Origin of the sequence: Aeromonas simiae (assembly GCF_000820125.1) — a bacterium.
GTDB classification, from domain to species: domain Bacteria; phylum Pseudomonadota; class Gammaproteobacteria; order Enterobacterales; family Aeromonadaceae; genus Aeromonas; species Aeromonas simiae.
Genome location: NZ_CDBY01000036.1, coordinates 1 through 22,715, shown reverse-complemented (window position 1 = coordinate 22,715; position 22,715 = coordinate 1). Strand labels below are relative to the sequence as shown.

The 22,715-nt window shown below is 62.8% G+C and carries 26 protein-coding genes; 13 read left to right on the top strand and 13 right to left on the bottom strand.

Going from position 1 to position 22,715, the window contains the following annotated elements; genetic code table 11:
* Window positions 1–2 precede the first annotated feature (2 nt).
* The 4 genes from fmt (at window position 3) to BN1134_RS05915 (ending at window position 5,216) form a co-directional block, all read left to right on the top strand.
* The gene (fmt, locus tag BN1134_RS05930) at window positions 3–947 is read left to right on the top strand and encodes a methionyl-tRNA formyltransferase (RefSeq protein ID WP_042045903.1); all 945 of its coding nucleotides are present in this window, start codon (window positions 3–5) and stop codon (window positions 945–947) included.
* Window positions 948–1,006: 59 nt separating this feature from the next.
* Entirely contained in the window at window positions 1,007–2,299 is a 1,293-nt protein-coding gene (gene rsmB, locus BN1134_RS05925; RefSeq protein ID WP_042045901.1) for a 16S rRNA (cytosine(967)-C(5))-methyltransferase RsmB, read from the top strand.
* Window positions 2,300–2,306: 7 nt separating this feature from the next.
* The gene (gene trkA, locus BN1134_RS05920; protein ID WP_042045900.1) at window positions 2,307–3,683 is read left to right on the top strand and encodes a Trk system potassium transporter TrkA; all 1,377 of its coding nucleotides are present in this window, start codon (window positions 2,307–2,309) and stop codon (window positions 3,681–3,683) included.
* 90 nt (window positions 3,684–3,773) lie between these two features.
* Entirely contained in the window at window positions 3,774–5,216 is a 1,443-nt protein-coding gene (locus BN1134_RS05915) for a TrkH family potassium uptake protein (RefSeq protein ID WP_042045898.1), read from the top strand.
* Between the two features lie 43 nt (window positions 5,217–5,259).
* Here the strand turns inward: BN1134_RS05915 and rmuC are convergent, their stop codons facing one another.
* Together rmuC and BN1134_RS05905 are read right to left on the bottom strand one after the other, a co-directional pair.
* Window positions 5,260–6,627 carry a DNA recombination protein RmuC gene (rmuC, locus tag BN1134_RS05910; RefSeq protein WP_042045896.1) on the bottom strand — a complete coding sequence of 456 codons (1,368 nt, stop codon included), beginning with the start codon at window positions 6,625–6,627 and terminating at the stop codon, window positions 5,260–5,262.
* Entirely contained in the window at window positions 6,624–6,839 is a 216-nt protein-coding gene (locus tag BN1134_RS05905; RefSeq protein WP_042045894.1) for a hypothetical protein, read from the bottom strand. The genes rmuC and BN1134_RS05905 overlap by 4 nt, the downstream gene beginning before the upstream one ends.
* A 135-nt stretch (window positions 6,840–6,974) precedes the next feature.
* Here BN1134_RS05905 and BN1134_RS05900 point away from each other — a divergent pair, with 135 nt between their 5' ends.
* Entirely contained in the window at window positions 6,975–7,484 is a 510-nt protein-coding gene (locus tag BN1134_RS05900) for a 4Fe-4S binding protein (RefSeq protein ID WP_042045893.1), read from the top strand.
* 44 nt (window positions 7,485–7,528) lie between these two features.
* Here BN1134_RS05900 and BN1134_RS05895 read toward each other — a convergent pair whose 3' ends face one another.
* The 5 genes from BN1134_RS05895 to aptA all read right to left on the bottom strand — a co-directional run bounded on the left by BN1134_RS05895 (window position 7,529) and on the right by aptA (window position 12,412).
* Window positions 7,529–7,990: an Rrf2 family transcriptional regulator gene (locus BN1134_RS05895; RefSeq protein WP_042045892.1), complete on the bottom strand. Its 462-nt coding sequence runs from the start codon at window positions 7,988–7,990 to the stop codon at window positions 7,529–7,531.
* A gap of 126 nt (window positions 7,991–8,116) precedes the next feature.
* Window positions 8,117–8,974 carry a PfkB family carbohydrate kinase gene (locus BN1134_RS05890; RefSeq protein WP_042045891.1) on the bottom strand — a complete coding sequence of 286 codons (858 nt, stop codon included), beginning with the start codon at window positions 8,972–8,974 and terminating at the stop codon, window positions 8,117–8,119.
* Window positions 8,975–9,034: 60 nt separating this feature from the next.
* A complete protein-coding gene (locus BN1134_RS05885) occupies window positions 9,035–10,006 on the bottom strand; it encodes a LysR substrate-binding domain-containing protein (RefSeq protein ID WP_042045889.1) in 972 nt (323 codons plus the stop codon).
* 155 nt (window positions 10,007–10,161) lie between these two features.
* On the bottom strand, window positions 10,162–10,893 hold the full coding sequence (locus BN1134_RS05880; protein ID WP_042045887.1) for a glutamine amidotransferase-related protein: 732 nt from the start codon (window positions 10,891–10,893) through the stop codon (window positions 10,162–10,164).
* Window positions 10,894–11,080: 187 nt separating this feature from the next.
* Window positions 11,081–12,412 carry an omega-aminotransferase AptA gene (aptA, locus tag BN1134_RS05875; RefSeq protein WP_042045884.1) on the bottom strand — a complete coding sequence of 444 codons (1,332 nt, stop codon included), beginning with the start codon at window positions 12,410–12,412 and terminating at the stop codon, window positions 11,081–11,083.
* Window positions 12,413–12,593: 181 nt separating this feature from the next.
* On the opposite strand from aptA, the gene BN1134_RS05870 reads away from it, so the two are divergent.
* The 3 genes from BN1134_RS05870 to BN1134_RS19615 all read left to right on the top strand — a co-directional run bounded on the left by BN1134_RS05870 (window position 12,594) and on the right by BN1134_RS19615 (window position 15,010).
* Window positions 12,594–13,136, top strand: a complete 543-nt coding sequence (locus BN1134_RS05870) for a cupin domain-containing protein (RefSeq protein ID WP_042045881.1) — start codon at window positions 12,594–12,596, stop codon at window positions 13,134–13,136.
* A gap of 93 nt (window positions 13,137–13,229) precedes the next feature.
* On the top strand, window positions 13,230–14,717 hold the full coding sequence (locus tag BN1134_RS05865) for an aldehyde dehydrogenase (RefSeq protein WP_042045879.1): 1,488 nt from the start codon (window positions 13,230–13,232) through the stop codon (window positions 14,715–14,717).
* 125 nt (window positions 14,718–14,842) lie between these two features.
* A complete protein-coding gene (locus BN1134_RS19615; protein ID WP_198133145.1) occupies window positions 14,843–15,010 on the top strand; it encodes a hypothetical protein in 168 nt (55 codons plus the stop codon).
* Here BN1134_RS19615 and BN1134_RS05860 read toward each other — a convergent pair.
* Both BN1134_RS05860 and BN1134_RS05855 read right to left on the bottom strand, forming a co-directional pair.
* A complete protein-coding gene (locus BN1134_RS05860) occupies window positions 15,007–15,321 on the bottom strand; it encodes a helix-turn-helix transcriptional regulator (RefSeq protein ID WP_042045878.1) in 315 nt (104 codons plus the stop codon). The two genes, BN1134_RS19615 and BN1134_RS05860, sit on opposite strands and share 4 nt — an antisense overlap.
* Window positions 15,318–16,676 carry a type II toxin-antitoxin system HipA family toxin gene (locus tag BN1134_RS05855; RefSeq protein WP_042046059.1) on the bottom strand — a complete coding sequence of 453 codons (1,359 nt, stop codon included), beginning with the start codon at window positions 16,674–16,676 and terminating at the stop codon, window positions 15,318–15,320. Before BN1134_RS05855 ends, BN1134_RS05860 begins: the two co-directional genes overlap by 4 nt.
* Before the next feature lie 190 nt (window positions 16,677–16,866).
* Between BN1134_RS05855 and rarD the strand changes: the two genes are divergently transcribed.
* The 3 genes from rarD to BN1134_RS05840 all read left to right on the top strand — a co-directional run bounded on the left by rarD (window position 16,867) and on the right by BN1134_RS05840 (window position 19,357).
* Window positions 16,867–17,766, top strand: a complete 900-nt coding sequence (gene rarD, locus BN1134_RS05850; protein ID WP_042045876.1) for an EamA family transporter RarD — start codon at window positions 16,867–16,869, stop codon at window positions 17,764–17,766.
* A gap of 82 nt (window positions 17,767–17,848) precedes the next feature.
* A complete protein-coding gene (locus tag BN1134_RS05845; RefSeq protein WP_042045875.1) occupies window positions 17,849–18,652 on the top strand; it encodes an AraC family transcriptional regulator in 804 nt (267 codons plus the stop codon).
* A gap of 72 nt (window positions 18,653–18,724) precedes the next feature.
* Window positions 18,725–19,357 carry a LysE family translocator gene (locus BN1134_RS05840; RefSeq protein ID WP_042045873.1) on the top strand — a complete coding sequence of 211 codons (633 nt, stop codon included), beginning with the start codon at window positions 18,725–18,727 and terminating at the stop codon, window positions 19,355–19,357.
* Window positions 19,358–19,359: 2 nt separating this feature from the next.
* Here the strand turns inward: BN1134_RS05840 and BN1134_RS05835 are convergent, their stop codons facing one another.
* Window positions 19,360–19,959, bottom strand: a complete 600-nt coding sequence (locus BN1134_RS05835; protein ID WP_415857798.1) for a chromophore lyase CpcT/CpeT — start codon at window positions 19,957–19,959, stop codon at window positions 19,360–19,362.
* 209 nt (window positions 19,960–20,168) lie between these two features.
* The gene (locus BN1134_RS05830) at window positions 20,169–20,669 is read right to left on the bottom strand and encodes a DUF1993 domain-containing protein (RefSeq protein ID WP_042045870.1); all 501 of its coding nucleotides are present in this window, start codon (window positions 20,667–20,669) and stop codon (window positions 20,169–20,171) included.
* Between the two features lie 228 nt (window positions 20,670–20,897).
* Here BN1134_RS05830 and ydfZ point away from each other — a divergent pair, with 228 nt between their 5' ends.
* Entirely contained in the window at window positions 20,898–21,095 is a 198-nt protein-coding gene (gene ydfZ, locus BN1134_RS05825; RefSeq protein WP_042045869.1) for a putative selenium delivery protein YdfZ, read from the top strand.
* 200 nt (window positions 21,096–21,295) lie between these two features.
* Entirely contained in the window at window positions 21,296–21,733 is a 438-nt protein-coding gene (locus BN1134_RS05820; protein ID WP_042045866.1) for a DUF2846 domain-containing protein, read from the top strand.
* A 261-nt stretch (window positions 21,734–21,994) separates the two neighbouring features.
* Here the strand turns inward: BN1134_RS05820 and BN1134_RS19610 are convergent, their stop codons facing one another.
* Window positions 21,995–22,366 carry a hypothetical protein gene (locus tag BN1134_RS19610; RefSeq protein WP_156991689.1) on the bottom strand — a complete coding sequence of 124 codons (372 nt, stop codon included), beginning with the start codon at window positions 22,364–22,366 and terminating at the stop codon, window positions 21,995–21,997.
* A gap of 92 nt (window positions 22,367–22,458) precedes the next feature.
* Window positions 22,459–22,715 (bottom strand): hypothetical protein (locus BN1134_RS19605; protein WP_232300598.1); only part of this gene is annotated, 257 nt, incomplete at its 5' end.

The window sequence follows — 22,715 nt, the reverse complement described above, 5'->3', positions numbered from 1 at the left end:
TTTTGAACAAGCTGAAACTGATTTTTGCCGGTACCCCCGACTTCGCCGCCCGTCATCTGGCGGCGTTGTTGTCTTCCGGCCACGAGGTGGTGGCCGTCTATACCCAGCCCGATAAGCCGGCCGGGCGCGGCCAGAAGCTGACCGCCAGTCCGGTCAAGGAGCTGGCACTGGCGCACCATCTGCCGGTCTACCAGCCCGCGACCCTGCGCAGTGAAGAGGCGCAGGCCGAGCTGGCGGCGCTGGGCGCCGATCTGATGGTGGTGGTGGCCTACGGCCTGATCCTGCCCAAGGTGGTGCTCGATACCCCGCGCCTTGGCTGCATCAATGTGCACGGCTCCCTGCTGCCACGCTGGCGCGGCGCCGCCCCGATCCAGCGCTCCATCTGGGCGGGCGATGCCGAGACCGGCGTCACCATCATGCAGATGGACGTGGGCCTCGACACCGGCGCCATGCTGAGCAAGGCCGCCTGCCCGATCGCCGCCGACGAGACCTCAGCCAGCCTCTACGACAAGCTGGCCGAGCTGGGCCCGCAGGCGCTGGTCGAGACCCTCAGCCAGATTGCCGCCGGTGAGATCCAGCCCGAGCCGCAGGACGACGCCCTCGCCAACTACGCCGAGAAACTCTCCAAGGAGGAGGCGCGCATCGACTGGACCCTGGATGCGGCCGCCATCGAGCGCTGCACCCGCGCCTTCAACCCCTGGCCCATCAGCTGGTTCGACGTGGCCGGCCAGACCGTCAAGGTGTGGTCAGCCCAAGTGCTGGAGAGCGAACACGGCCAGGCACCGGGCACCCTGCTCAAGGCCGACCGGGAGGGGATCGACATCGCCACCGGCCGTGGCGTGCTGCGCCTGTTGACCCTGCAACCCCCGGGTAAGAAGCCGATGGCGGTGCAGGATCTGCTCAACTCCCGCCGCGACTGGTTCACCATCGGAACCACACTGTCCTGATTGCGGCGGGGCCAGGCCCCGCCGGTTTCGTTTCCGAGCGCTCAATCTAAGGTAACCCTATGAAAACACGTGCTCAGGCCGCTCTGGTCATGCAACAGGTCCTGGATCACGGCAACTCGCTTTCCGCCGTTCTGCCCGCCGCCCAGGAGAAGGTTGCCCCGCGCGATCGCGCCCTGCTGCAGGAGCTCTGCTACGGCACCCTGCGCTGGCTGCCCCGTCTCGACGCCGCCGTCGGCGAGATGATGGACAAGCCGCTCAAGAACAAGAGCCGCATCTTCCACTACCTGCTGCTGGTGGGGCTCTATCAGCTCATCTACACCCGCATTCCGCCCCACGCGGCCGTGGCCGAGACGGTCAACGCCACCAAGCTGCTCAAGGGGCAGGCCCTGCGTGGCCTGATCAACGGCGTGCTGCGCAACTTCCAGCGCAGCGCCGAGGTGATCCTGATGCGCATCGACCGCATCCCGAGCGTGCGCCTCGGCCACCCCGAGTGGCTGGCCAAGCGGTTGCGCCACGCCTACCCCGAGGAGTGGGAGGCGATCATGGATGCCAACAACCAGCGCCCACCCATGTGGATCCGCAATAACGCCAGCCGTCAGAGCCGCGAGGCCATGCTGGCGCGCATGGCCGAGGCCGGCATCGAAGCCAGTGCCGGCGCCCAAGGGGAAGACGGCATACTGCTCGAACGCCCCTGCGACGTGACCAAGCTTCCCGGCTTCGAGGCAGGTGACTGCTCGGTGCAAGATGGCGCCGCCCAGCAAGCGGCAGCGCTGCTCGATCCGCAGCCGGGCGAGTGGGTGCTCGACGCCTGCGCCGCCCCCGGCGGCAAGACCGCCCACCTGCTGGAGCGCCAGCCGGCGCTGGCCGGCGTGGTGGCGGTCGATGCCGATGCCGAGCGCCTCAAGCGCGTGCAGCAGAACCTCGATCGCATCGGCCTCAAGGCCCAGCTCATCCACGGGGACGCCAGTGCGCCGGAGCAGTGGTGGCAAGGCCCGGCCTTCGATCGCATCCTGCTCGACGCCCCCTGCTCGGCCACCGGCGTGATCCGCCGCCACCCGGACATCAAGTGGCTGCGCCGGGATCAGGATATCCGCGAGCTGGCCCAGTTACAGCGCCAGATCCTGGTCGCCCTCTGGTCGAAACTCAAAAGCGGCGGTACCCTGCTCTACGCCACCTGCTCGGTGCTGCCGGAGGAGAACCGCGATCAGATCCGCGCCTTCCTCGCCGCCACACCGGATGCCGAGCTGGTGCCGCTGCACGCCGGGGATACCCCGGAGCAGCCGGGTCGCCAGTATCTGCCGGGTGAGCAGAACATGGACGGTTTCTACTACGCCAAGCTGAGAAAGCAGTGAGCGCACGATGAAGATCATCATTCTGGGGGCAGGCCAGGTTGGCGGCACCCTGGCCGAGAATCTGGCCGGTGAGAACAACGACATCACCCTGGTCGATACCGACAGCGAGCGCCTGCGCGAGCTGCAAGACAAGTTCGACCTGCGGGTGGTCAATGGCCACGGCGCCCACCCCAGGGTGCTGCGCGAGGCGGGGGCGCAGGACGCCGACATGCTGGTGGCCGTCACCAACAGTGACGAGACCAACATGATCGCCTGTCAGGTGGCCTACTCCCTGTTCAACACCCCGAACAAGGTGGCGCGCATCCGCTCCCCGGCCTACCTGGCCGAGCGGGATCGCCTGTTCCTGCCCGAATCGGTGCCGGTCGATCACCTGATCGCCCCCGAACAGCTGGTGACCGACTACGTGCGCCGCCTGATCGAGTACCCGGGGGCGCTGCAAGTCGTGGACTTCGCCGGTGGCCGGGTGGGTCTGGTGGCGGTCAAGGCCTATTACGGCGGGCCGCTGGTGGGCAACGCCCTCTCCACCCTGCGCGAGCACATGCCCAACATCGAAACCCGGGTCGCCGCTATCTTCCGCCAAGGGCGCCCGATCCGCCCCCAGGGCACCACCATCATCGAGGCCGATGACGAGGTGTTCTTCGTGGCGGCCGCCGGCCACATCCGGGCCGTGATGTCGGAGCTGCAACGCCTCGAGAGCCCCTACCGGCGCATCATGATCGTCGGCGGCGGCAACATCGGTGCCGGGCTGGCCCGCCAGCTCGAGAAGCGCTACAGCGTCAAGCTCATCGAGCGCAGCCCCAAGCGGGCCGAGCAGCTCTCCGAACTGCTCGAGCACACCATCGTCTTCTGCGGTGATGCCGCCGATCAGGAGCTGCTGGCCGAGGAGCACATCGATCAGACCGACGTCTTCATCGCCGTCACCAACGAGGACGAGGCCAACATCATGTCGGCCCTGCTCGCCAAGAAGATGGGGGCCAAGAAGACCATGGTGCTGATCCAGCGCGGCGCCTACGTGGATCTGGTGCAGGGGGGCTCCATCGACATCGCCATCTCGCCCCAGCAGGCCACCATCTCGGCCCTGCTGACCCACGTGCGCCGGGCCGACATCGCCAACGTCTACAGCCTGCGCCGTGGCGCGGCCGAGGCGATCGAGGCGATCGCCCACGGCGACGAGAACACCTCCAAGGTCGTCGGCCGCACGGTCGGTGAGCTCAAGCTGCCGCCCGGCACCACCATCGGTGCCGTGGTGCGGGGAGAGGAGGTATTGATCGCCCACGATCGCACCGTGATCCAGCAGGATGACCATGTGGTGATGTTCCTGGTCGACAAGAAATACATCCCCGAAGTGGAGCGGCTGTTTCAGCCCAGCCCCTTCTTCCTGTAACGCGAACATGACCCGCATAACACAGGCCCGGCCCCATCCCCTCACAGGATTGGCCGGGCTTTTTGTTAATCAACGACCAGGCGCTCATCCATGATCAAGCTGCGTCCCATCCTCTTCACCCTGGGTCTGGTGCTCTCCAAGCTGGCCCTTTTCATGTGGTTGCCCACCCTGCTGGCACTGCTCACCGGCACCGAGGGCTTCGTCGAATTCCTCAAGTCGGTGCTGATCACCCATGCGGCCGCCTTCCTCTGCCTGCACTACGGTCGTCAGGCCCAATTCCGGCTCGGGGTGCGTGAAATGTTCCTGCTCACCACCTCGGTGTGGGCGGTGGTGTGCATCTTCGGCGCCCTGCCGTTTGTCTTCATCAACCACATCGACTTCACCGACGCCTACTTCGAGACCATGTCCGGCGTGACCACCACCGGCTCGACCGTGCTCTCCGGGCTCGACCGCATGGCCCACAGCATCCTCTTGTGGCGCTCCATCCTACAGTGGCTCGGCGGGGTCGGCTTTATCGTGATGGCGGTGGCGGTGCTGCCCTACCTCAACGTGGGCGGGATGAAGCTGTTCCAGACCGAGAGTTCGGACTGGTCGGATAAAAGCGCGCCGCGCGCCAAGACGGTGGCCAACAACATAGTGCTGGTCTATCTGGTACTCTCCATGCTCTGTTTTCTCGCCTATTGGGCCAGCGGCATGAACACCTTCGAGGCGGTCAACCACGCCATGACCACCCTCAGCACCGGGGGCTACTCCACCTCGGATCAGTCCATGTCCCACTTCTCCCATGCGGCGCACTGGATAGGCACCCTGTTCATGTTCCTCGGGGGGCTGCCCTTCCTGCTCTACGTGCAGAGCCTGGCACGACGCGACAATAGCCTCATCAACGACGCCCAGGTGCGCGGCTTCTTCTGGCTGGTGGTGTGGACCACCGTCATCATGACCCTCTACCTGTGGCAGCGCGAGGTGTTCGGCTTCTGGGATGCCCTGCGCATCAGCTGTTTCAACATCGTCTCGGTGCTCACCACCACCGGCTATGGCCTCGGTGACTTCGGCACCTGGGGCCCCCTTACCAGCCTGCTCTTTCTCGTGCTGCTGGCCATCGGCGCCTGCTCGGGTTCGACCGCGGGGGGCCTGAAGATCTTCCGCATCCAGCTCTCGTTTGCTCTGTTTCGCAAGCAGATGCTGCAACTGATGCACCCCTCCGGAGTCTTCCCGCAGAAGTACAACGGCCGGCCGGTCAACGAGGGGATCGTGCGCTCCATGGTGGCCTTCGTGCTGGCCTACTTCGCCGTCATCCTGGTCATCGCCGCCCTGCTGACCGCCGTCGGCCTCGATCCGCTCACCGCCATCTCGGGCTCCATCACCGCCGTGGCCAACGTGGGCCCTGGCATGGGGCCGGTCATAGGGCCAAGCACCAACTTCGCCACCCTGCCCGACTCGGCTAAGTGGCTGCTCTCGTTTGGCATGATGTTGGGCCGCCTCGAGATTCTGACCGTGGCGGTGCTCTTCTTCCCCTCCTTCTGGCGCCAGTAACCGCTTCCGGCATACAAAAAGGGCAGCCCTGCGGCTGCCCTTCTCACTCCGGCTCATTGGCGGCGAGACGCGGTGGCGGCTCGGCATCACCCTGCTCCAGCGCCTGCTCGCGCAGGGCCTCGGGCAGTGGCTTGGGCACCTCGACCCCCAGCTCGCGCAGTCGCTCGGCCTGCACCAGCAGGTTGCCGCGCCCGGTGGCGAGGCGCCCCATCGCCTTGTCGTAACTCTCGCTGGCCCGTTGCAGGCTGCCACCCAGGCTCTGCATCTCCTCGACAAACAGGCGCAGCTTCTCGTAAAGGCGCCCTGCCCGCTCGGCGATGAGGCGGGCATTCTGGTTTTGCCGATCCACCCGCCACAGGTTCTCGATGGTGCGCAGCGCCACCATCAGGTTGGTCGGGCTCACCAGCAGGATGTTGTGCTCGAGGCCATAGCGCACCAAGCTGGGCTCGGCCTCCAGCGCCACCAGGAAGGCCGGCTCCACCGCCACGAACATCAGCACGTAGTCGAGGGTGCGCACCCCAGGCAGCTGCTGGTAATCCTTGCGCCCCAGTTCGCGGATGTGGTTGCGCACCGACGCGACGTGCTCCTTGAGCGCCACCGCCTTTTCCAGTTCATCATCGCTGTTGTACCAGCGCTCATAGGCAGTCAGGGAGACCTTGGCATCGATGATGATCTCCTTGCCCTGGGGCAGGTGCACGATGACATCGGGCTGGTAGCGCTGCCCCTTCTCGCTGGTGATGCTGACCTGGGTCTCGTACTCGTGTCCCTCGCGCAATCCGCACTCACCGAGGATGCGGGCCAGCACCACCTCACCCCAGTTGCCCTGCTGCTTGCTGTCCCCCTTGAGGGCGCGGGTCAGGGCCGCCGCCTCTTCGGTCATGCGGGCATTGAGCTCGGCCAGACGCTCCAGCTCGAAGCGCAGGCTGTGGCGCTGCTCGGTCTCTTGGGCGTGGGTCTCCCCCACCTGGCGGCGAAAGCTCTCGATCTGCTCGCGCAGCGGGGTGAGCACCCGATCCAGGCTGTGCTGGTTGAGATCGCGAAACTGGGTCGAGTTCTGCTCGACGATGCGGTGCGAGAGGTTCTCGAACTGCTCGACCAGCCGCGCCTCGGCCTGCTGCTGCAGTTGCAGCTTCTCGGCCGCCGCCTGGCGCTCGGCACGCAGCATGGTCTCGAGTTCCTTGTGGCGGGCGGTGAGCTTGATGATGAGCTGCTGGCGCTCCTCCTGACGCTCTTGTAGGTGGGCGCGCTCGTCGTTGAGTTCATCTTGCCGCAGCAGCAGCGCCTCGATGCGCCCCTGCGCCTGAGCCAGCTCATCGGCCAACCGGCGAGTGTCACGGCGCCCGGCCAGCCAGCCGGCGATGGTGCACAGCAACAGGCCGGCGGCGAGCAGCGCCCAGAGCGGCGCCGTCACCGGCGACCTCGTCGTCTCAGCAGTTGTTCCAGATAGCGGTTGGCCAGCAACCAGATGATCGAATAGGCCAGATAGGCGCCGATGATCACCCATTTATGGCTATTCACCCCGCTGTCGATGGCCTCGAAAGAGACATCGGCCAACCGGCCGTAGGTGAAGATGATGAGGGGAAACATGTAGAGCAGCGAGGCTCGCCAGAGAAATAGCAGCATAGGAGTATCGGTCGCGATGATGAACCCGCCTAGCTTACACAAGGGGGGAGCGGCTGGCGACAGCGTTCCGAATGGTGCTGGAGTGGCAACCAAGGAGATCGTAAAATTAACCCCTAATAGGTAAAGAGAAGAGCTATGGTCAACTTCCTACATCAATGGCTGCGCCGTCTCCTGCCGCCCACGGTGACGCCAACCAGCTGTCAGGAGCCGCGCCCCCCTTGGGCCGTCGACGAGCTCCAGTTCCTCTCGCTATGCACCCGCTGTGGCGCCTGTGCCACTGCCTGCCCTCGGGTATTGCTGCGTCCGGCACAACACCCCAAATACCGGGATAGCCCGATCCTCGGTACCCCCACCCTCGATCTCACCTTCGGCAGCTGCAACTACTGCGGCCAGTGTGTGCGCACCTGTCCGACCGGGGCGCTGGATCTGGCCCTTGGCCGCCAGGTACAGACCCGGGTGCGGGTAGCCAAACAGTGCCAAGCCAGCCAGGGCTTCTACTGCCTGCTGTGCGAGGATGCCTGCCCGCGTTTTGCCATCAAGGTGACGGGGGGAGGAGTCCAGCTCAATCAGGAAGCGTGCAACGGCTGCGGCCTCTGCGGCGTCGCCTGCCTGCACGATGCCATCTCCTTCAGCCGGCGCCCCTGAAAACACGAAGGGGCCCACAGGCCCCTCGCATTTCATGTTCCGGCTTACTCCGCCGTGCTCATGATGAGCAGTTCGTCCGGCTCAAACCCGAGCAGGTTACACAGGCGACCCGGGTCACGCACCGCATCCGCCAAGGTATATTCACCCAGCACGTCGAGGAAGGCGTTCATCGCCTTGCGCAAGATCCCCTGAATGCGGCAGCCGCCAGACAGACGGCAGTCATCGGTCTTGCAGTAGGCCGGCGCCAGATTGTTTTCCATGTCCATCACCACGTCACGCAGGTTGATGGACACCGCCGCCCGTCCGAGGCGAATGCCACCGTGCTTGCCACGCACCGTCTCGATGTATCCCTTCAGACCGAGCTGGTGCACGATCTTGACCACATGGTTGCGCGAGATGCCAAAGGTATCGGCCACCTCAGTGATGGTTGACAGGCGATCGTCCGGCTGGATCGCGAGGAAGGTCAGGGTGCGCAGGGAATAATCGGTAAAACGGGTCAATTGCATGTCAGATGGCCTCAGTGATCCAAGGGGCGGGCTCCGGAAAGTAGTTACTAAGGCAAGAGTATGGGGTCTGGCGGCGGGTGTCGATGAAGATGGAAATAAATCGACACTTTCTTTGATTTTCCGCAACTATGCCGGTCTATGGGACAAATAGGACGAATTTAGCCACTTTTTCAGCGCTAATGGTGGAATTGAACTCTCCGATGCCACCGCGAATGCGCCCCAGTCGACACCGCATGCCAACGCCTGCTCCATCGCCATGCCAGAGGCCAGACCATGGATGAGACCTCCGGCAAATGCATCGCCCGCCCCTGTGGTATCGACCACCGAAACGGGCCTGGCTGGCACCCGGATCCGCTCCTCGCCGTGGATCGCCACCGCCCCCTGCGCCCCCTCGGTCAGCACCAGCCATTGCAGGCTCTCACCGGCCAGATCACTGGCATGTGCCCAGGGATCGTCATGGCTGGCCACATCACCGCGCGAGGCCACCAGCACGTGGCAGGGACGGCGCAGTTGCCCCCCCTTGGGGTACTGGGCCACCACGAAGGTGCGCTCCAGCATCTGTTGCAGATAGGGGATCACCGCCGTACCGGGATAGTTGACGTAGAGGCAGTCGATCCCCTCCTGCGGCAAGCCGGCCGGTAGATCGGGGCGGCGCGGCCGGCGCAGTATGGTGCGCTCACCGCTGGCATCGACCAGCACCAGCAGCTCACCGGTCTCCCCACCGAAGCGTTCCACATGACGGCAGTCGAGGCCAAACGCCGCCGCCTGCTCCAGCAGCCAGTCGCCGGTCTCATCAAGGCCGACCCGCGAGGCCAGCAGCACCTCATGGCCTGCCCACACCAGTCCCACCCCAGTGTTGGCCCCGCCGCCGCCGAGGCGTCGCCCCTGATCCACATATTGCAGACGGGCCCCCGCCACCAGCGGCTCAGAGAGGGAGAGCACGTGATCGCAATTGAGATTGGCAAGCAACAGCAGGCGGGACATGACGACCTCGCAAGAAAGGCGATAACGCGGTGTGGACGCCATCGCCCACACCACAAGGGATCAATAGACGGGCAGATCTACATCCTTAAGCAGTTCATCGATGCGCGCCTGGGTCGGCTGCTGCATCACGCTCTGGATCATCTCCTTGGTGAGGTGAGGTGAGAAAGAGCTGATGAAGTCATACATGTAATTTTGCAGCAGGATGCTCTTGCTAAAGCAGAGCTGGGCCGGGCAGGGCTTGAACAGGTGTTCGAGGTTGATCGAGACCAGATCCGAACCGTCGCGATCGTTGGCGACCAGCGAAGAGATGATGCCGATGCCGAACCCCAGCTCGACATAGCGCTTGATGACCCCGGCATCCATCACCGTCATGTAGTAGTTGGGGGTGAGGCCGGCAGCCTCGAAGGCATCATCCTGTGCCTGGCGCCCGGTCGCCCCGCTCTCGTAGCTGAGGATAGGGAATTGGCACAGTTGCTCCAGGGTCGGTTTTTTCACCTTAGCCAGCGGGTGATCCTGCGGGACGATCAGCGAAAGGGTCCACAGGTAGGCCGGCAGCACGATGAGATCTTTATCGAAACCGATGTCGTGGGCGACGATGGAGAAATCCGAATATCCCTTGCTGATCTGATCCTTGTTCGACGACATCACGGGATGCAGGTGGAACGAGATCTTGGGGTACTTCTTGGTGAAGTAGGTGACCGATTTCGGCAGCAGGTGGCGCGCTATGGTGTGGGTGGTGTGGATGTTGAGCGTGCCCACAGTGGGATCGAGGTACTCGCGGGAGATCGCCTTGATCTTGCTCTCGATGTTGAGCATGGCCTCGGCACACTTGATGATCTCCTCCCCCACCGGGGTGATGCGGTGCAGGTGCTTGCCGCGCCGCTCGAAGATGCGCACGCCCAGCTCGCTCTCGAGCAACCCAATCTGCTTGCTCACGCCGGGCTGGCTGGTGTAGAGGGCGTCGGAGGCCGCAGAAACATTGAGATTGTGATCCCTGATCGCGACCAGATATTTCAGCTGCTGTAGTTTCAAGACGCCTCCCTCACTGGCTGATTCGACTCGGGGGCTCTCCTATGAACGGGCCGCCCCACGGGGCAGCCAGTGTAGCATCGGGGCCATTCACTCGCCGCTTTATCCTTCATTTTGCTACAAAATCTAGCATTTACGGCGACGCGCTGACAAACCGCTCACGCCACCGCGGCCTGATTGGCGGGCAGCAACCCGAGAAACTGCAACAGCCAGCGCAGCACCAGAGCCGAGTCGACCCCTGACTCCAGCGTGGCCAGACAGGCCTGATAGCGGGCCTCGCCGAGGCTGGCGCGGCGCTTCTCGATGAGGGCGCGATCGTACTCCACCGAAAACTCGGGGTGCCCCTGGATCGCCACCACGTGTTCACCGCGCTGGAACATGAAGTTGGGGCAAAAATCGTTGCCGGCCAGGCGCAGCGCGCCCGGTGGCAGCGTCTCGACCTGATCCTGATGGCTGGCCAGAATGCGGATCTGCTCGCTCCCCGGCACCATCCACGGCTGGGATGCCAATACAGGATTGGTGGCGACCCCAAGCCCCCACCCCTTGGCCGACTTGTTCACGGCGCCGCCAAGCGCCTGGGCGATGGCCTGATGGCCGAAACAGACGCCGGCGAGCGGCACCTGCGCCGCATCGGCCCGCACGATCCATTCGCGCAGGGCCACCACCCAGGGCAGATCGCTGTAGGCATCGTGGCGCGAACCGGTGATAAGCCAAGCATCGCACTCGGCCAGATCCGCCGGCAGTGCCCCCTCGCAGGCAGCCCAGACGCGAAACGTCAGCGCCGGCTGTAGCGCCCTGAAACCGCTGATAAACATCTCCGAATAGACGCGGCCAAACCGTTCGGTAAAGTCCGCGTCGAGGTGGTCGCAATCGAGGATCCCCAATTTCATCCAGCACGCTCCTTGTGGCTTAGTGGCGATACGCTATGTCATGGTGGGCAAGGTGAACGCGATGACGGCCCCCTGCGGCCAGCCGTCGCCGTCTTCATCCGGGTGTAGCAACCTACCCTGTCCGGCCCGTGCCTGTGAAGTGGCCAGCGCAGAAATCATTGCCGGCCACCTCAAACGCTCCGTCAGTTCAGAGCTGGGCCTGCAAGGCCTCTTGCAACAGATTGAACAACTGATCGATCTGCTCGCGCTCGATGATGAGGGGCGGCGAGAGGGCGATGGTGTCGCCGGTGACCCGGATCAGCGCCCCCCGCTCGAAGCAGCGCACGAACACCTCGTAGGCGCGCCGCCCCGGCGCCCCGGCCATGGGCTCAAGCTCAACTCCCGCCACCAGACCGTAGTTGCGCACATCCTTCACATGCTTGCAGCCCTTGAGGGAATGGGCCGCCGCCTCCCAATAGCTCGCCATGTCGCGCGCCCGGGTCAGCAGCTGCTCCTGACGATAGATCTCCAGGGTCGCCAGCCCTGCTGCCGCCGCCACCGGGTGCCCCGAGTAGGTGTAACCGTGGAACAGCTCTATGCCCCCCTTGCCCGCCGCCATCATGTCGTCATAGAGCTGGCCCTGCACCAGTACCGCCCCCATGGGAATGGCCCCGTTGGTGAGCCCCTTGGCACAGGTGATCATGTCCGGCAGCACCTCGAACTCCTGGGCGGCGAACGGCGCACCGAGGCGGCCAAAGCCGGTGATCACCTCGTCGAAGATGAGCAGAATGCCGTGCCGGGTACAGATCTCGCGCAGCCGCTTGAGGTAGCCCTTGGGCGGCAGGATGACGCCGGTGCTGCCGGCGATGGGCTCGACGATGACGGCGGCGATGTTGCTGGCATCGTGCAAAAACACCAGCTGCTCCAGCTCGTCGGCCAGGGCCGGGCACGCCTCCGGCAGGCCACGGGTGAAGGCGTTGCGGGCAATATCGAGGGTGTGCGGCAGGTGGTCGACACCGGGCAGCAGGGAGCCAAACCACTTGCGGTTGCCCGGTATGCCGCCGACTGAGATGCCGCCGAAGCCGACGCCGTGGTAGCCGCGCTCGCGGCCGATGAGGCGGGTGCGGGTTCCCTCGCCGCGTGCCCGCTGCCAGGCCAAGGCGATCTTGAGGGCGGTATCGACCGACTCGGAACCCGAGTTGGTATAGAAGACATGCTTGAAGCCGGGCGGGGCTATCTCCACCAGCCGGTCGGCCAGCTCGAAGGGGAGCGGGTGCCCCATCTGGAACGTCGGAGCAAAGTCGAGGTGGCTTATCTGGGCTGCCACCGCCTCGGCGATCTCGCGCCGACCGTGGCCGGCGTTGCAGCACCAGAGACCGGCGGTGCCGTCGAGTATCGTGCGGCCATCCTCTGAGCGATAATGCATCCCCGCCGCTGAGGTCAGGATGCGCGGCGCCGCCTTGAACTGCTGGTTGGCGGTGAACGGCATCCAGAAGGCGGACAGATCGGCGGGGGTGGGGATCTCGTTGACAGGCTTCATGGGCACCTCATCCTAAGGTGTTTAGCTATCCATAGCTTTCGGCTATTAAATTAAACAGCTTGCTCCCGAAGAAGGGGACATCTCGTCCCCTTCCGATTGGTACCACCCTGCGAGTGGTATAAGATAATTAACACATTTCCAATAATAGTAAACACACAAGCAACCGACGGAGTCTCTATCGATGGATATCGGGAATCGCCTCAAGGCCGTGCGCACCAAGGCCGCCCTCTCCCAGCGGGAGCTGGCCAAACGCTCGGGGGTGACCAACGGCTTCATCTCGCAGATCGAGAAGAACCAGGTCAGCCCCTCGGTCTCCTCCCTGCGCAAGGTGCTTGAGGGCATCCCCATGAGTCTGGCGAGCTTCTTCACCGAGGAGACCGAGATGGGCGCTGAGGTGGTGTTTCGCGCCGCCGACATGCCGGATCTCGGCAGCCACCCCATCAGCTACCGGCTGGTCGGCCACAGCCGGGCCAACCGCGCCATCGGCATGCTCAAGGAGGTGCTGCCACCGGGGGCCGATACCGGCGACGACATGCTGAGCCACAACGGAGAAGAGTGCGGCATCGTCATCACCGGCTGCGCCGAGGTGACGGTCGGCGAGCAGGTCTATCTGCTGCAACCGGGTGACGGCTACTACTTTGACAGCCGCACCCCGCACCGCTTTCGCAATCCGGGTCAGGACGAGTGCGTGCTGATCTCGGCCAACACCCCCGCCACCTTCTGATCTGTTTAAGAAAATGTTACAGGTGCCGATTTACTTCCCACTGCTTGTTTAGGATAGTGATGCAGTCACCGACCTAGGGTTCAAGGAGCGAACATGAGCATGGCTGAGTGGGAGGCTCGCGCCGGCGAGCTGGAACTGGAGTGGCGCGCCTTCATCGACGGCCGCTTCGTGGCGGCGCAAAGTGGCGCCACTTTCGATTGCATCAACCCGGCCAATGGCCGGCTGCTGACCAAGGTGGCCGCCTGCGACGCCGCCGACGCCGAGCTGGCGGTCGAGGCGGCGCGGCGAGCCTTCACCGATCGCCGCTGGGCCGGCATGGCCCCCAAGTACCGCAAGCAGTTGCTGCTGCGCTTCGCCGCCCTGCTGCGCGAACATCAGGAGGAGCTGGCCCTGCTCGAGACCATCGACATGGGCAAGCCGATCGGCGACGCGATGAACTATGACGCCCCTGCCGCCGCCAACTGCATCGCCTGGAATGCCGAGGCGATCGACAAGTTCTATGACCAGGTGGCCCCGGTCGAGGAGGATGCCCTAGCGCTGGTCACCCGCGAGCCGATCGGCGTGGTGGCGGCCATAGTGCCGTGGAACTTCCCGCTGGTGATGGCCTGCTGGAAGCTGGGGCCGGCGCTCGCCACCGGCAACTCGGTGATCCTCAAACCTTCGGAAAAATCCCCCCTGAGTGCCCTCAAACTGGCGGCACTGGCCAAGCAGGCCGGCATCCCGAACGGGGTGTTCAACGTGCTGCCCGGCTTTGGCCACACGGTGGGCGAGGCGCTGGCCATGCACAAGGATGTCGACTGCATCACCTTCACCGGCTCGACCCGGGTCGGCAAGCACCTGCTCGAGTGCGCCGGCAAGTCCAACCTCAAGCGCACCTTCATGGAGTGCGGCGGCAAGAGCCCCAACATCATACTGAGCGACGCCCCGGATCTCGATCTCGCAGCGCGAGTCGCTGCCTCGGCCATCTTCTACAACCAGGGCGAGGTGTGTACCGCCGCCTCCCGCCTGCTGGTGCAAAACAACATCAAGTCGGCCTTCGTCGACCGGGTGCTCGAATACGCCTACGAATGGGTCTGCGACAACCCCATCGACCCGGCCACCCGCCTCGGGGCCATGGTTGATGCGGCGCAGATGGAGCAGGTACTGAACTACATCGAGATAGGCAAGCAGGAGGGGGCCACCCTGCTGCTGGGCGGCGAGCAGGTGCTGCGCGAGACTGGCGGCTACTACATCGCCCCCACCATTTTCGACGACGTGCACCCGAACATGCGCATCTACCGGGAAGAGATCTTCGGCCCCGTGCTCTCCATCACCGGCTTCGATACCTTGGAAGAGGCGATCAACCTGGCCAACGACAGCTGTTACGGCCTTGCCGCCGCCGTCTGGACCGCCGATCTGACCCGGGCGGTGAAGGCCTCGCGTGCCCTGCGGGCCGGCACCGTGTTCGTCAACAACTGGGACGGCGGCGACATGACCATGCCGTTTGGCGGCTACAAGCAGTCGGGCAACGGCCGTGACAAGTCGATCCACGCGCTGGAGAAATATACCGAGCTCAAAAGCACCTGGATCCAGCTCACTTAGTGCCAGAAATACCGCTTCTCACGGCAAAAAGGGGGATGATCCCCCTTTTTGTTTTTTGCCCTTTCACTCGCGGCCCTTGTCGATATAATCGACCTGGTAACAAACCCTTAAATTTAATAAAGAAAATGCTGTTTTTTCTGGGAAGTGTACTGTTTCTTGTGATCGGGCTGCCCCTGCTTTTCTTCGTCCTTGGGCACGGAGAGGCCTATGTCACCTGGGGCCCCTGGATCTCGGCCATCGCCCTGATGCTGTGGCTGCTCAAGGACGTGACCAACATCCGTCGCGGGGGCTAGTCGACGGCGTTCAACCGAGTGGCAATCTGCTCTTGCAAGGCCCGGCTCTTCGGCATCAGCATCATCTTCATGCTGAAGGGGCGGAACACCTGATTGATCATCTTGAGCGAAGGGGCCGCCCTGTTGCGCTCAATATCCGATAGGGTTCGCCGGCTGATCCCGACCAGCTTGGCGTACCCCTCCTGATCCATGCCGAGCACCTCTTTGCGCAACTTGCGCAGCAGCTCCCCCTCATGGATCTCGCCGCGTTGCAACTTGACCAGCAGGTCACACAGCAGTGACTCACGCGCCTCCATCGACAGGTTTTTCATTGCATGCCCTCCCACTGCTCGATCCATGCCATCAGCCTTTCATCGAGGGTGTTGAAGTTGAACGTCGGCATCTCGAGGATGGAGGGAGGCACTCCCCGCTGGGCAAGGCGTGCTTTCAGGCCCACGAGCTGATGCGCTAGGCTGGCCAGCTCGGCAAGCAAACGAGCCGGAGCCACCCAATCCGATAACTGCCCGGCGATAGCGATCCAGTCAAACTGCCCCCCTTCCTCAAGCCCGAGCCCCCACTGGGTGGTACGACGAATCCCCTCTGGGTCTGCCTTCATGGGGGCGAAATCGTAGACCGGAGCCAGCCATACCCCCTGATCACTCTTGATGAGCGCACTGTTGCGGCCATGGTTGTCTGAGTTACCGAAGACCACGTTGAGCAAGTCGCGCTTAACCCATTCGATCACAAACGCAGCGCTGTCAAAGCGCTCGCTCCTTAGCCCGGCCTCCTCCTCCAGCATGGGCACCAAGGTCGCCAGCACCTGAAGATGATTGAGATCCATGCCGGGAGCGGCCTCCATCACGCTGTAGATCGACTCGACACCGAAACGGATCAGCCGGCCATCCTTCACCCCCACATCGAAGCGGGGCAGCCAGAGCGAGGGATACCTCGTCCCCTCTTCAAGTCGCATACGACCCACCGGGATCGTATCGATCCCAAGGGCATCAAGCTCTTGATAATAATGATATTCAGCCCTGAGAATATCCTGATCGATGGCGCTTCTTCGGTTACGGGGAAACTTGACGAGATAACTCTCATCCAAACAGGTCGGGTCATCTTGGAAGGTGTCGATCCAGACCTCTTGCTCCCCATTCTGCCGCAGCAGCAGCTTGGGCGCCTCGCCCCCTGCCCCGGTGGCACCACCGCTGGCGGCGCCCATCTGCTGGGCATACTCCAGAAAATCCGTGTCGCGCTCCAATACCATCGCCAGTGGGAAACGGCGCTGGGCGAGCCGACTCTGTTCCGGCATCTGCGCCCTGACCCGCTCCACCGCCTCCTTGATGCGCAAGTTACCTATCGGCGCTATGGTTCCCTGCGCCAGCAGCGCCAGCTCCTGCGCCACTTCGCCCAGATGTCCGATATCCAGCTGCCGCACCCAGTAACGACGAGCACTGCCTGAGGGGATGATGTCATCGAGAAAGCGGAACCAGCGGCCATCATGAGGGATCATCAGCTCCACCGGGTAACGCAGGGCGCAGGCATGCCAGCCGCTTGTTTTATCCAGATGCGCAATGGCGTAATCCGCCTCATAGGAGAGGCGAGCGGCACGGCCTGCCCCTTCGTCCAGACTCAGCAAGGCGGCATCACACCACCCCTTTACACCGTAAATCTGGATTGTCAGTTCCATGGCCCCTCCCCACATGAGCATTATTTTGCTCAAAAATAGCATAGGCACGCTTTTTTGAGCAAAATTTTACTCAAAATAGCGCCACAACCACCAAAATGAGCAAAATAATTCACATTTTAATTGCCCCTTTGTTCCCACGTCACGACTCGTTACACTGCCTCTCTGTGAGCCCCATCACCCAAGGCATTCCATGCAACAGACTGCGCAGCGCCAGGGCGTCATCTTCGCCCTGTCGGCCTACTTCATCTGGGGGCTGGCCCCCATCTACTTCAAACTGATAAGCCAGGTACCCGCCGGCGAGATCCTGACCCACCGCGTGATCTGGTCCTGCGTACTGCTGCTGGCCCTGGTGCTGCTCAAGCGCCAATGGCACAAGGTGCGCGAGGTGCTGCGCCAGCCGCGCCAACTGGCCCTGCTGGCCCTGACCTCGACCCTGGTCGGGGGCAACTGGCTGCTCTTCATCTGGGCCATCAACAACGACCACATGCTCGATGCCAGCCTCGGCTACTACATCAACCCCCTGTTCAACGTGCTGCTGGGGCTGTTGTTCCTGGGAGAACGGCTGCGCCGCTTGCAGTGGTGGGCAGTGACTCTGGCCGCCCTCGGCGTCGCCATCCAGCTGGTGGCGTTTGGCTCGCTACCCTGGATTGCCCTCACCCTGGCCGCCACCTTCGCCTTCTATGGCCTCATCCGCAAGAAGCTGGGGCTCGATGCCCTCACCGGCCTGCTGCTCGAGACCCTGATCCTGCTGCCGCCCGCCGCCCTCTACCTGTGGGGGGTGGCCGACAGCCCGACCAGCCACCTCGGCGCCAACCCGGTCAGCCTCAACCTGCTGCTGATTGCCGCCGGCCTCATCACCACGGTGCCGCTGCTCTGCTTCACCGCCGCCGCCAATAGCCTCAAGCTCTCGACCCTGGGTTTCTTCCAGTACATAGGGCCGAGCCTGATGTTCCTGCTGGCGGTCGGCCTCTATGGCGAGCCGTTGCAGGCCGACAAGCTGGTCACCTTTGCCTGCATCTGGAGCGCCCTGGTGCTGTTTAGCCTCGATGGGCTGCGCACCAGCCGCAAGAGCGCGCTGCCCACCCCCTGAAGCGAAGGGCCCGACACGGGCCCTTTTGCATGACGCAATTTTTTACAAGCCCCAGCCGCCGTTTTGCGCTAACAATGGCGACATGAACCCGCACCGCCCCATCCGTTACTGGCACTCGCCCCTGCTTCCCGGGGTCGAACTGTGCCGCGCCCACCACAGGGAGTTCAGCTACGGCCGCCACGTTCACCTCGACTACCACATCGGTCTGGTGCAGCGCGGCGGGCAGAAGTTCATCCACAAGGGGAACAGCCACGAGCTGGTGGCCGGGCGCCTCTCCATCGTCAATCCCGACGAGATGCACGACGGCCTGAGCCTGCTGCCGGAAGGGTACGAGGTGCGGGTCTTCTCGATCCCGCCTGAACTGATCGCCCGCTGGCTGCCGGGGCCGGAGCGCTTCTTCGCCACTCCGCTGCTGCACCGCCCCGACCTCTATCACGGCTTTGCCCGCCTGCACGCCTATCTGGAGCGGCCGGATGCCGATCCGCTGCACGCCGAGAGCACCCTGCTCGAGCTGCTGGGCAATCTGTTTGCCCTGCCCGTCCCCGGTCATGCGCTGGCCGATCCCCAGCTGCGTTTTCTGCGCGAGCAGCTGCTCGCCAGCCTGGATCAGCGCCACACCCTGGAAGCCCTGGCGGCCAAGGTCGGGCTCGAGCGCTTTACCTTCCTGCGCCAGTTTAAAAAGCGCACCGGCATGACCCCCTATGCCTGGCTCAAGCGGCTGCGCCTGGAGCAGGCCAAGCGGCTGCTGGCCGGCGGTATGGCGCTGAGCGAGGTGGCGCTGACGGTGGGCTTTTTCGATCAGAGCCACTTTCACCACGGCTTTTGCCAAGCCTTCGGCCTCACGCCGGCGCAGTTTCGTGAGCAGGTGCGCGGCCCGCGCCCGTGACGCGCTGCAATTGTTTACAAGCCGGCGCCCGCGTTCAGGGGGACACTGGGCCCTCCATTGAAGGAGGCCATCATGTACATCTCTTTGTTTCTCACCCTGGGTGCCATGCACCTGGTGGCGCTGGCCAGCCCCGGCCCCGACTTCGCCCTGATCCTGCGTAGCTGCCACCACAGGGCGCGCGCGCTCGGCGCCGCCATCGGCATCTCGCTCGCCATCCTGCTGCACGCCACCTTCAGCCTGACCGGCATCAGCCTGCTGATCGCCGGCGCCCCCCTGCTGTTTACCCTGGTCAGAGTGGTCGGCGCCCTCTACCTCGGCTGGCTCGGCTATGGGGCGCTGCGGGCGGCACGCAGCCGGCAGTCGGGGTTTTCTGCACAGGAGGGGGAGCAGGGATCGCTGCTGCTGGGGCTGCGCCAAGGGGTGGCGACCAACCTGCTCAACCCCAAGGCGCTGCTGTTTTTTGTCGGCCTGCTGGCCGCCATGGTGACCCCGGAGGTGGGCACTGGGGTGCGCCTGCTGCTGGCGCTCGAGCTGTTTGCCCTTTCGCTGGCCTGGTTTGGCCTGCTGGCATGGAGCCTTTCCACTGCGCGCGCCCAGCGTCTGCTCGCACGGGCGCAGCGCCCCCTCAACCTGATGACCGGGCTGCTGTTTATGGTGGTGAGCGGGTCGATTTTGCTGGAGACAGCCCTGCCTCTGGCGGCCTGATGCTAATGGCGCAGGTAGACATACCCCTCGCCTGGGCTGCCCCAGCGCAGGGTACCGGTGTCGTCATAGGCGCGATCGAGCAGCCGGATGTAGCGCGGGCCGACCCAGAGGTACTGCACCAGAGTCGTGGCGCCGGCAAAGTCGGTGGCACACTCGCCCACCTGGTTGCGCCCCTCGTAATCCCCCGAGGGGAGGCGGCGCAGCAGCAGATCGCACCCCTGACGGTGCGAGAGCTGATCCGGGGTGAGCCCGTCCAGCAGCGCCGGCGTGCGCCACGCGCCGGCAAAGTCGATGGCGCGCGGCATGGTGAACTCGACCATGCGCACCACCCCGCCCCCCTCAGGGGTCAGGCGAAAGATACGCTGGCGAAACGGATGATCCGGCTTGTGGCTCAGGTACTGCTCGAAATAGATCCAGCGGGTGGTGCGGGTGGTGCCGCGCCAGATCTCCCGGCTACGCAGCTCGACCCGCTCGAAGCGGCGATCCTGCGCCGCCTGCTCGGCACTCGAAAACGCGCCGCTCAGCCACCCCGTCACGGGAGTCAGCTCCTCCGCCCGGCCCGGCAGGGCCAACCACAGCAATAACAACCACCCCCAGCGCACCCGAGTCTCCTTACTCTGTCTGGTGAACCGGCCCATTATAGGGAGCCCTCCCGCCCCTGTCTGTCTGGGGGATCACGCCATCGGCGCCGGCGACAAGCCAGAGCCCGCGAGACGGGTCGAGAATAAACCGGCGCTGGTCGATGGCGGCCCGCCAAGGGCAGGCGGGCCAGGAGAAAGCGGCAGGGCATAGCCCTGCCGTGGGGTGCCCCTTAGTGCAGATCCAGCGCGCCCAGGTAGTCCCCCTTGCCAAGCTCGACACCGGCGCGACGCAGCAGGGCGTAGGTCATGGTCAGGTGGAAATAGAAGTTGGGGATGCCGTACTCGTGCACGCAGGTGTGACCATCCATCCCCTTGCCACCGGCCCAATGGGGCACGTAGCGCCCGCTCTGGTATTGGCTGAAGTCGGCCTCCAGCATCCCTTGCAGATAGGCGATGGTCTTGCCCACGTGGGCGCGCAGCTCGGCCATGGTCTTGGGATCATCCCCCAGCACCGGCGGCGCGGTCAGGCTGGCGGTGGCCACCACGGCGCGAGCCGAGTCGCAGCAGATCAGCACCTGCTTGGCCAGGGGCAGCATGTCGACGATCAGCCGATCGCCGACGAAGTTGTCGACGTTGAAGTGCTTTGCCTCGGCGTGGGCCTCTGCCTTGGCGAGGCAGTGGTCGAGGTTGGTCAGCATCTTGATAAACTGGGCAGCAATTTCACGGTTCATGGTGTGCTCTCGATGAATGAACGGCGGGGCCGTTCGGGCGAGACCCACTATAGCGCATCACCCCGCCAGATCCCCCCTGTATGCCGCACGTTCCGCCCGCCTTTATCCGGCCCCCACGTTCGATGTCGGGTGAGTCCTTTTTATGCCCTTTTTTGATCTGTAACAGGTATCGCGTTTTTTGAGGGGCGTAGTCTGATCGGGTTTCTCGACATACCACAGGAGAAAACCATGAAGATCTATGACCGCAACCGCAACGCACTGACTCTGGGCCAACGGGTGATGATCGCCGCCACCGGCGCCGTGGATGTGCTCAAGGAGGCCCACACCGACAACCTGACCCCCTATCAGGCTGAGCACGAAAAGTGCGTGCTGCTGACCCACTCCCAGGAGCGTTTCGCCCCCATCGAGTTGATTAGACTAGGCTGATACCTCGCGTACTCTGTCACCCTACTCTTTACAATTCACCCGGCCGCCGCGCCTGACGGCCGGGTTTCTGCCCCCCCCTTCATCCCACCACATGCCAAAAAATTGAACCGGGTCACACCCCGCTCGATTTGAGCGATTGTCAGCCAGCGCAGGCTCATGCGAACCTTTAATGTCCGTTAACTCACTAAAAAATAACGACTATGTTCAAGCAAATAATGATGAGTGCCGCCCTGCTTTCGGCGGTGCTGCTTTCCGGTTGTGCTTCCGTCCCCATGGCCGATGCCACCGCCGACGCCCAGGCCAAGCAGTTTGTGGCGCCCAAGGAGGCGGCCAACCTCTATATCTATCGCAACGAAGCCTTTGGGGCGGCCGTGAAAATGCCGGTGCTGCTAGATGGCATGGCGGTCGGCGATACCGTGGCCCACAGCTATATCCTCAAGCAGGTGACGCCGGGCAGCCACACCATCACCTCCAAGTCGGAGAACGATGCCACCCTGACCCTCAGCACCGAAGCGGGTAAAAACTACTACGTCTGGCAGGAGGTCAAGATGGGCCTGTTGATGGCCCGCTCCAAGCTGAATCAGGTCAGTGAGGAAGAAGGCAAACAAGGGGTGATGGAGAGCAAGTTGGTCAAGTAATCAGCGCCCTTCATCTAAAAGAGCGGCGTAGCCTCACCCGCTACGCCTTTGTCAGAAAGGTGGGTGTCCCAGAATCACCCTCCAGAATCACCTCCACCTTCCATCGTTACGTGGCAAGCGGCATCTATCCGCTGGATTGGAGTGGATTGATGGATGGGAGATTGGAGTGAACGCCTAAAAGGGTTGATCCGTCGTAAGCGTCCGATTACTCGACCGTCCGATTACGCTTCGCTTATCGAACCTACAGCTCTATGGAAATATTTACTCTGAAATCCTTGCTGAAATAGATGACATCTCTATTTTTGCAGACAGAAAACTCATTGCAGATATTGCTTGGATAACTATTGCCGTGGCTAAAGTAACCATATTTTTTGGTGTAGAATCATCACTAACAAGCCATACTAAAAGGCAAGTTGAAAATGATATGAAAGAATAAAAAAGCCCAACATACACATGCAACTTTAACTTCCAAATACCTTCCCACTTATGTAACAGCATATTCATCTTTTCACTTGGGAATAAGATTGGCGTTACTTCATTAACCATCCATATAAAAACCGCTACGGGCGCCAACATTAGATATTCATATGCTTCGTCATTCACCTTATGTTGAGCCATTGCTTCAGTTATCAAATAGGCCGCATCATTCTTAAACGTAAGATATAGTAATAAAAATATAAACTCAAAACTTACTAGGAAGACACGTAAGGTGTATATTAGTTTAATCAATGTTCCATATCTCTTTCAATACTGGTAGCAGCAAAATACTCTTTCACTCGGACAGCTAAGTGATATGGGTTTGGGTCTTTTGAAAAAAGAAAGCTTTTTTGAGTATCTGATGTTTTTATAACAACGTCTTCACCATCATCTGATATTCCACTAACTTTCCCTCTTCCATATCCATCTGCTGCCATTAAAATCACAGCATCACCGATATCGGCTGGAGTTTCTGGCACATAGTCTTTCCTGATTACCCATGACC

Bases quoted from the DNA above. Each gene is read 5' to 3' on its own strand.
- rarD (WP_042045876.1), top strand. From the start codon at position 16,867: ATGCAACAGACTGCGCAGCGCCAGGGCGTCATCTTCGCCCTGTCGGCC.
- BN1134_RS05870 (WP_042045881.1), top strand. From the start codon at position 12,594: ATGGATATCGGGAATCGCCTCAAGGCCGTGCGCACCAAGGCCGCCCTC.
- BN1134_RS05820 (WP_042045866.1), top strand. From the start codon at position 21,296: ATGTTCAAGCAAATAATGATGAGTGCCGCCCTGCTTTCGGCGGTGCTG.
- BN1134_RS05865 (WP_042045879.1), top strand. From the start codon at position 13,230: ATGAGCATGGCTGAGTGGGAGGCTCGCGCCGGCGAGCTGGAACTGGAG.
- BN1134_RS05830 (WP_042045870.1), bottom strand. From the start codon at position 20,669: ATGAACCGTGAAATTGCTGCCCAGTTTATCAAGATGCTGACCAACCTC.
- BN1134_RS05915 (WP_042045898.1), top strand. From the start codon at position 3,774: ATGATCAAGCTGCGTCCCATCCTCTTCACCCTGGGTCTGGTGCTCTCC.
- BN1134_RS05840 (WP_042045873.1), top strand. From the start codon at position 18,725: ATGTACATCTCTTTGTTTCTCACCCTGGGTGCCATGCACCTGGTGGCG.
- ydfZ (WP_042045869.1), top strand. From the start codon at position 20,898: ATGAAGATCTATGACCGCAACCGCAACGCACTGACTCTGGGCCAACGG.
- trkA (WP_042045900.1), top strand. From the start codon at position 2,307: ATGAAGATCATCATTCTGGGGGCAGGCCAGGTTGGCGGCACCCTGGCC.
- rsmB (WP_042045901.1), top strand. From the start codon at position 1,007: ATGAAAACACGTGCTCAGGCCGCTCTGGTCATGCAACAGGTCCTGGAT.
- BN1134_RS05900 (WP_042045893.1), top strand. From the start codon at position 6,975: ATGGTCAACTTCCTACATCAATGGCTGCGCCGTCTCCTGCCGCCCACG.
- BN1134_RS05855 (WP_042046059.1), bottom strand. From the start codon at position 16,676: ATGGAACTGACAATCCAGATTTACGGTGTAAAGGGGTGGTGTGATGCC.
- BN1134_RS05880 (WP_042045887.1), bottom strand. From the start codon at position 10,893: ATGAAATTGGGGATCCTCGATTGCGACCACCTCGACGCGGACTTTACC.
- BN1134_RS05845 (WP_042045875.1), top strand. From the start codon at position 17,849: ATGAACCCGCACCGCCCCATCCGTTACTGGCACTCGCCCCTGCTTCCC.
- aptA (WP_042045884.1), bottom strand. From the start codon at position 12,412: ATGAAGCCTGTCAACGAGATCCCCACCCCCGCCGATCTGTCCGCCTTC.
- BN1134_RS05860 (WP_042045878.1), bottom strand. From the start codon at position 15,321: ATGAAAAACCTGTCGATGGAGGCGCGTGAGTCACTGCTGTGTGACCTG.
- BN1134_RS05890 (WP_042045891.1), bottom strand. From the start codon at position 8,974: ATGTCCCGCCTGCTGTTGCTTGCCAATCTCAATTGCGATCACGTGCTC.
- BN1134_RS05895 (WP_042045892.1), bottom strand. From the start codon at position 7,990: ATGCAATTGACCCGTTTTACCGATTATTCCCTGCGCACCCTGACCTTC.
- BN1134_RS19615 (WP_198133145.1), top strand. From the start codon at position 14,843: ATGCTGTTTTTTCTGGGAAGTGTACTGTTTCTTGTGATCGGGCTGCCC.
- BN1134_RS05905 (WP_042045894.1), bottom strand. From the start codon at position 6,839: ATGCTGCTATTTCTCTGGCGAGCCTCGCTGCTCTACATGTTTCCCCTC.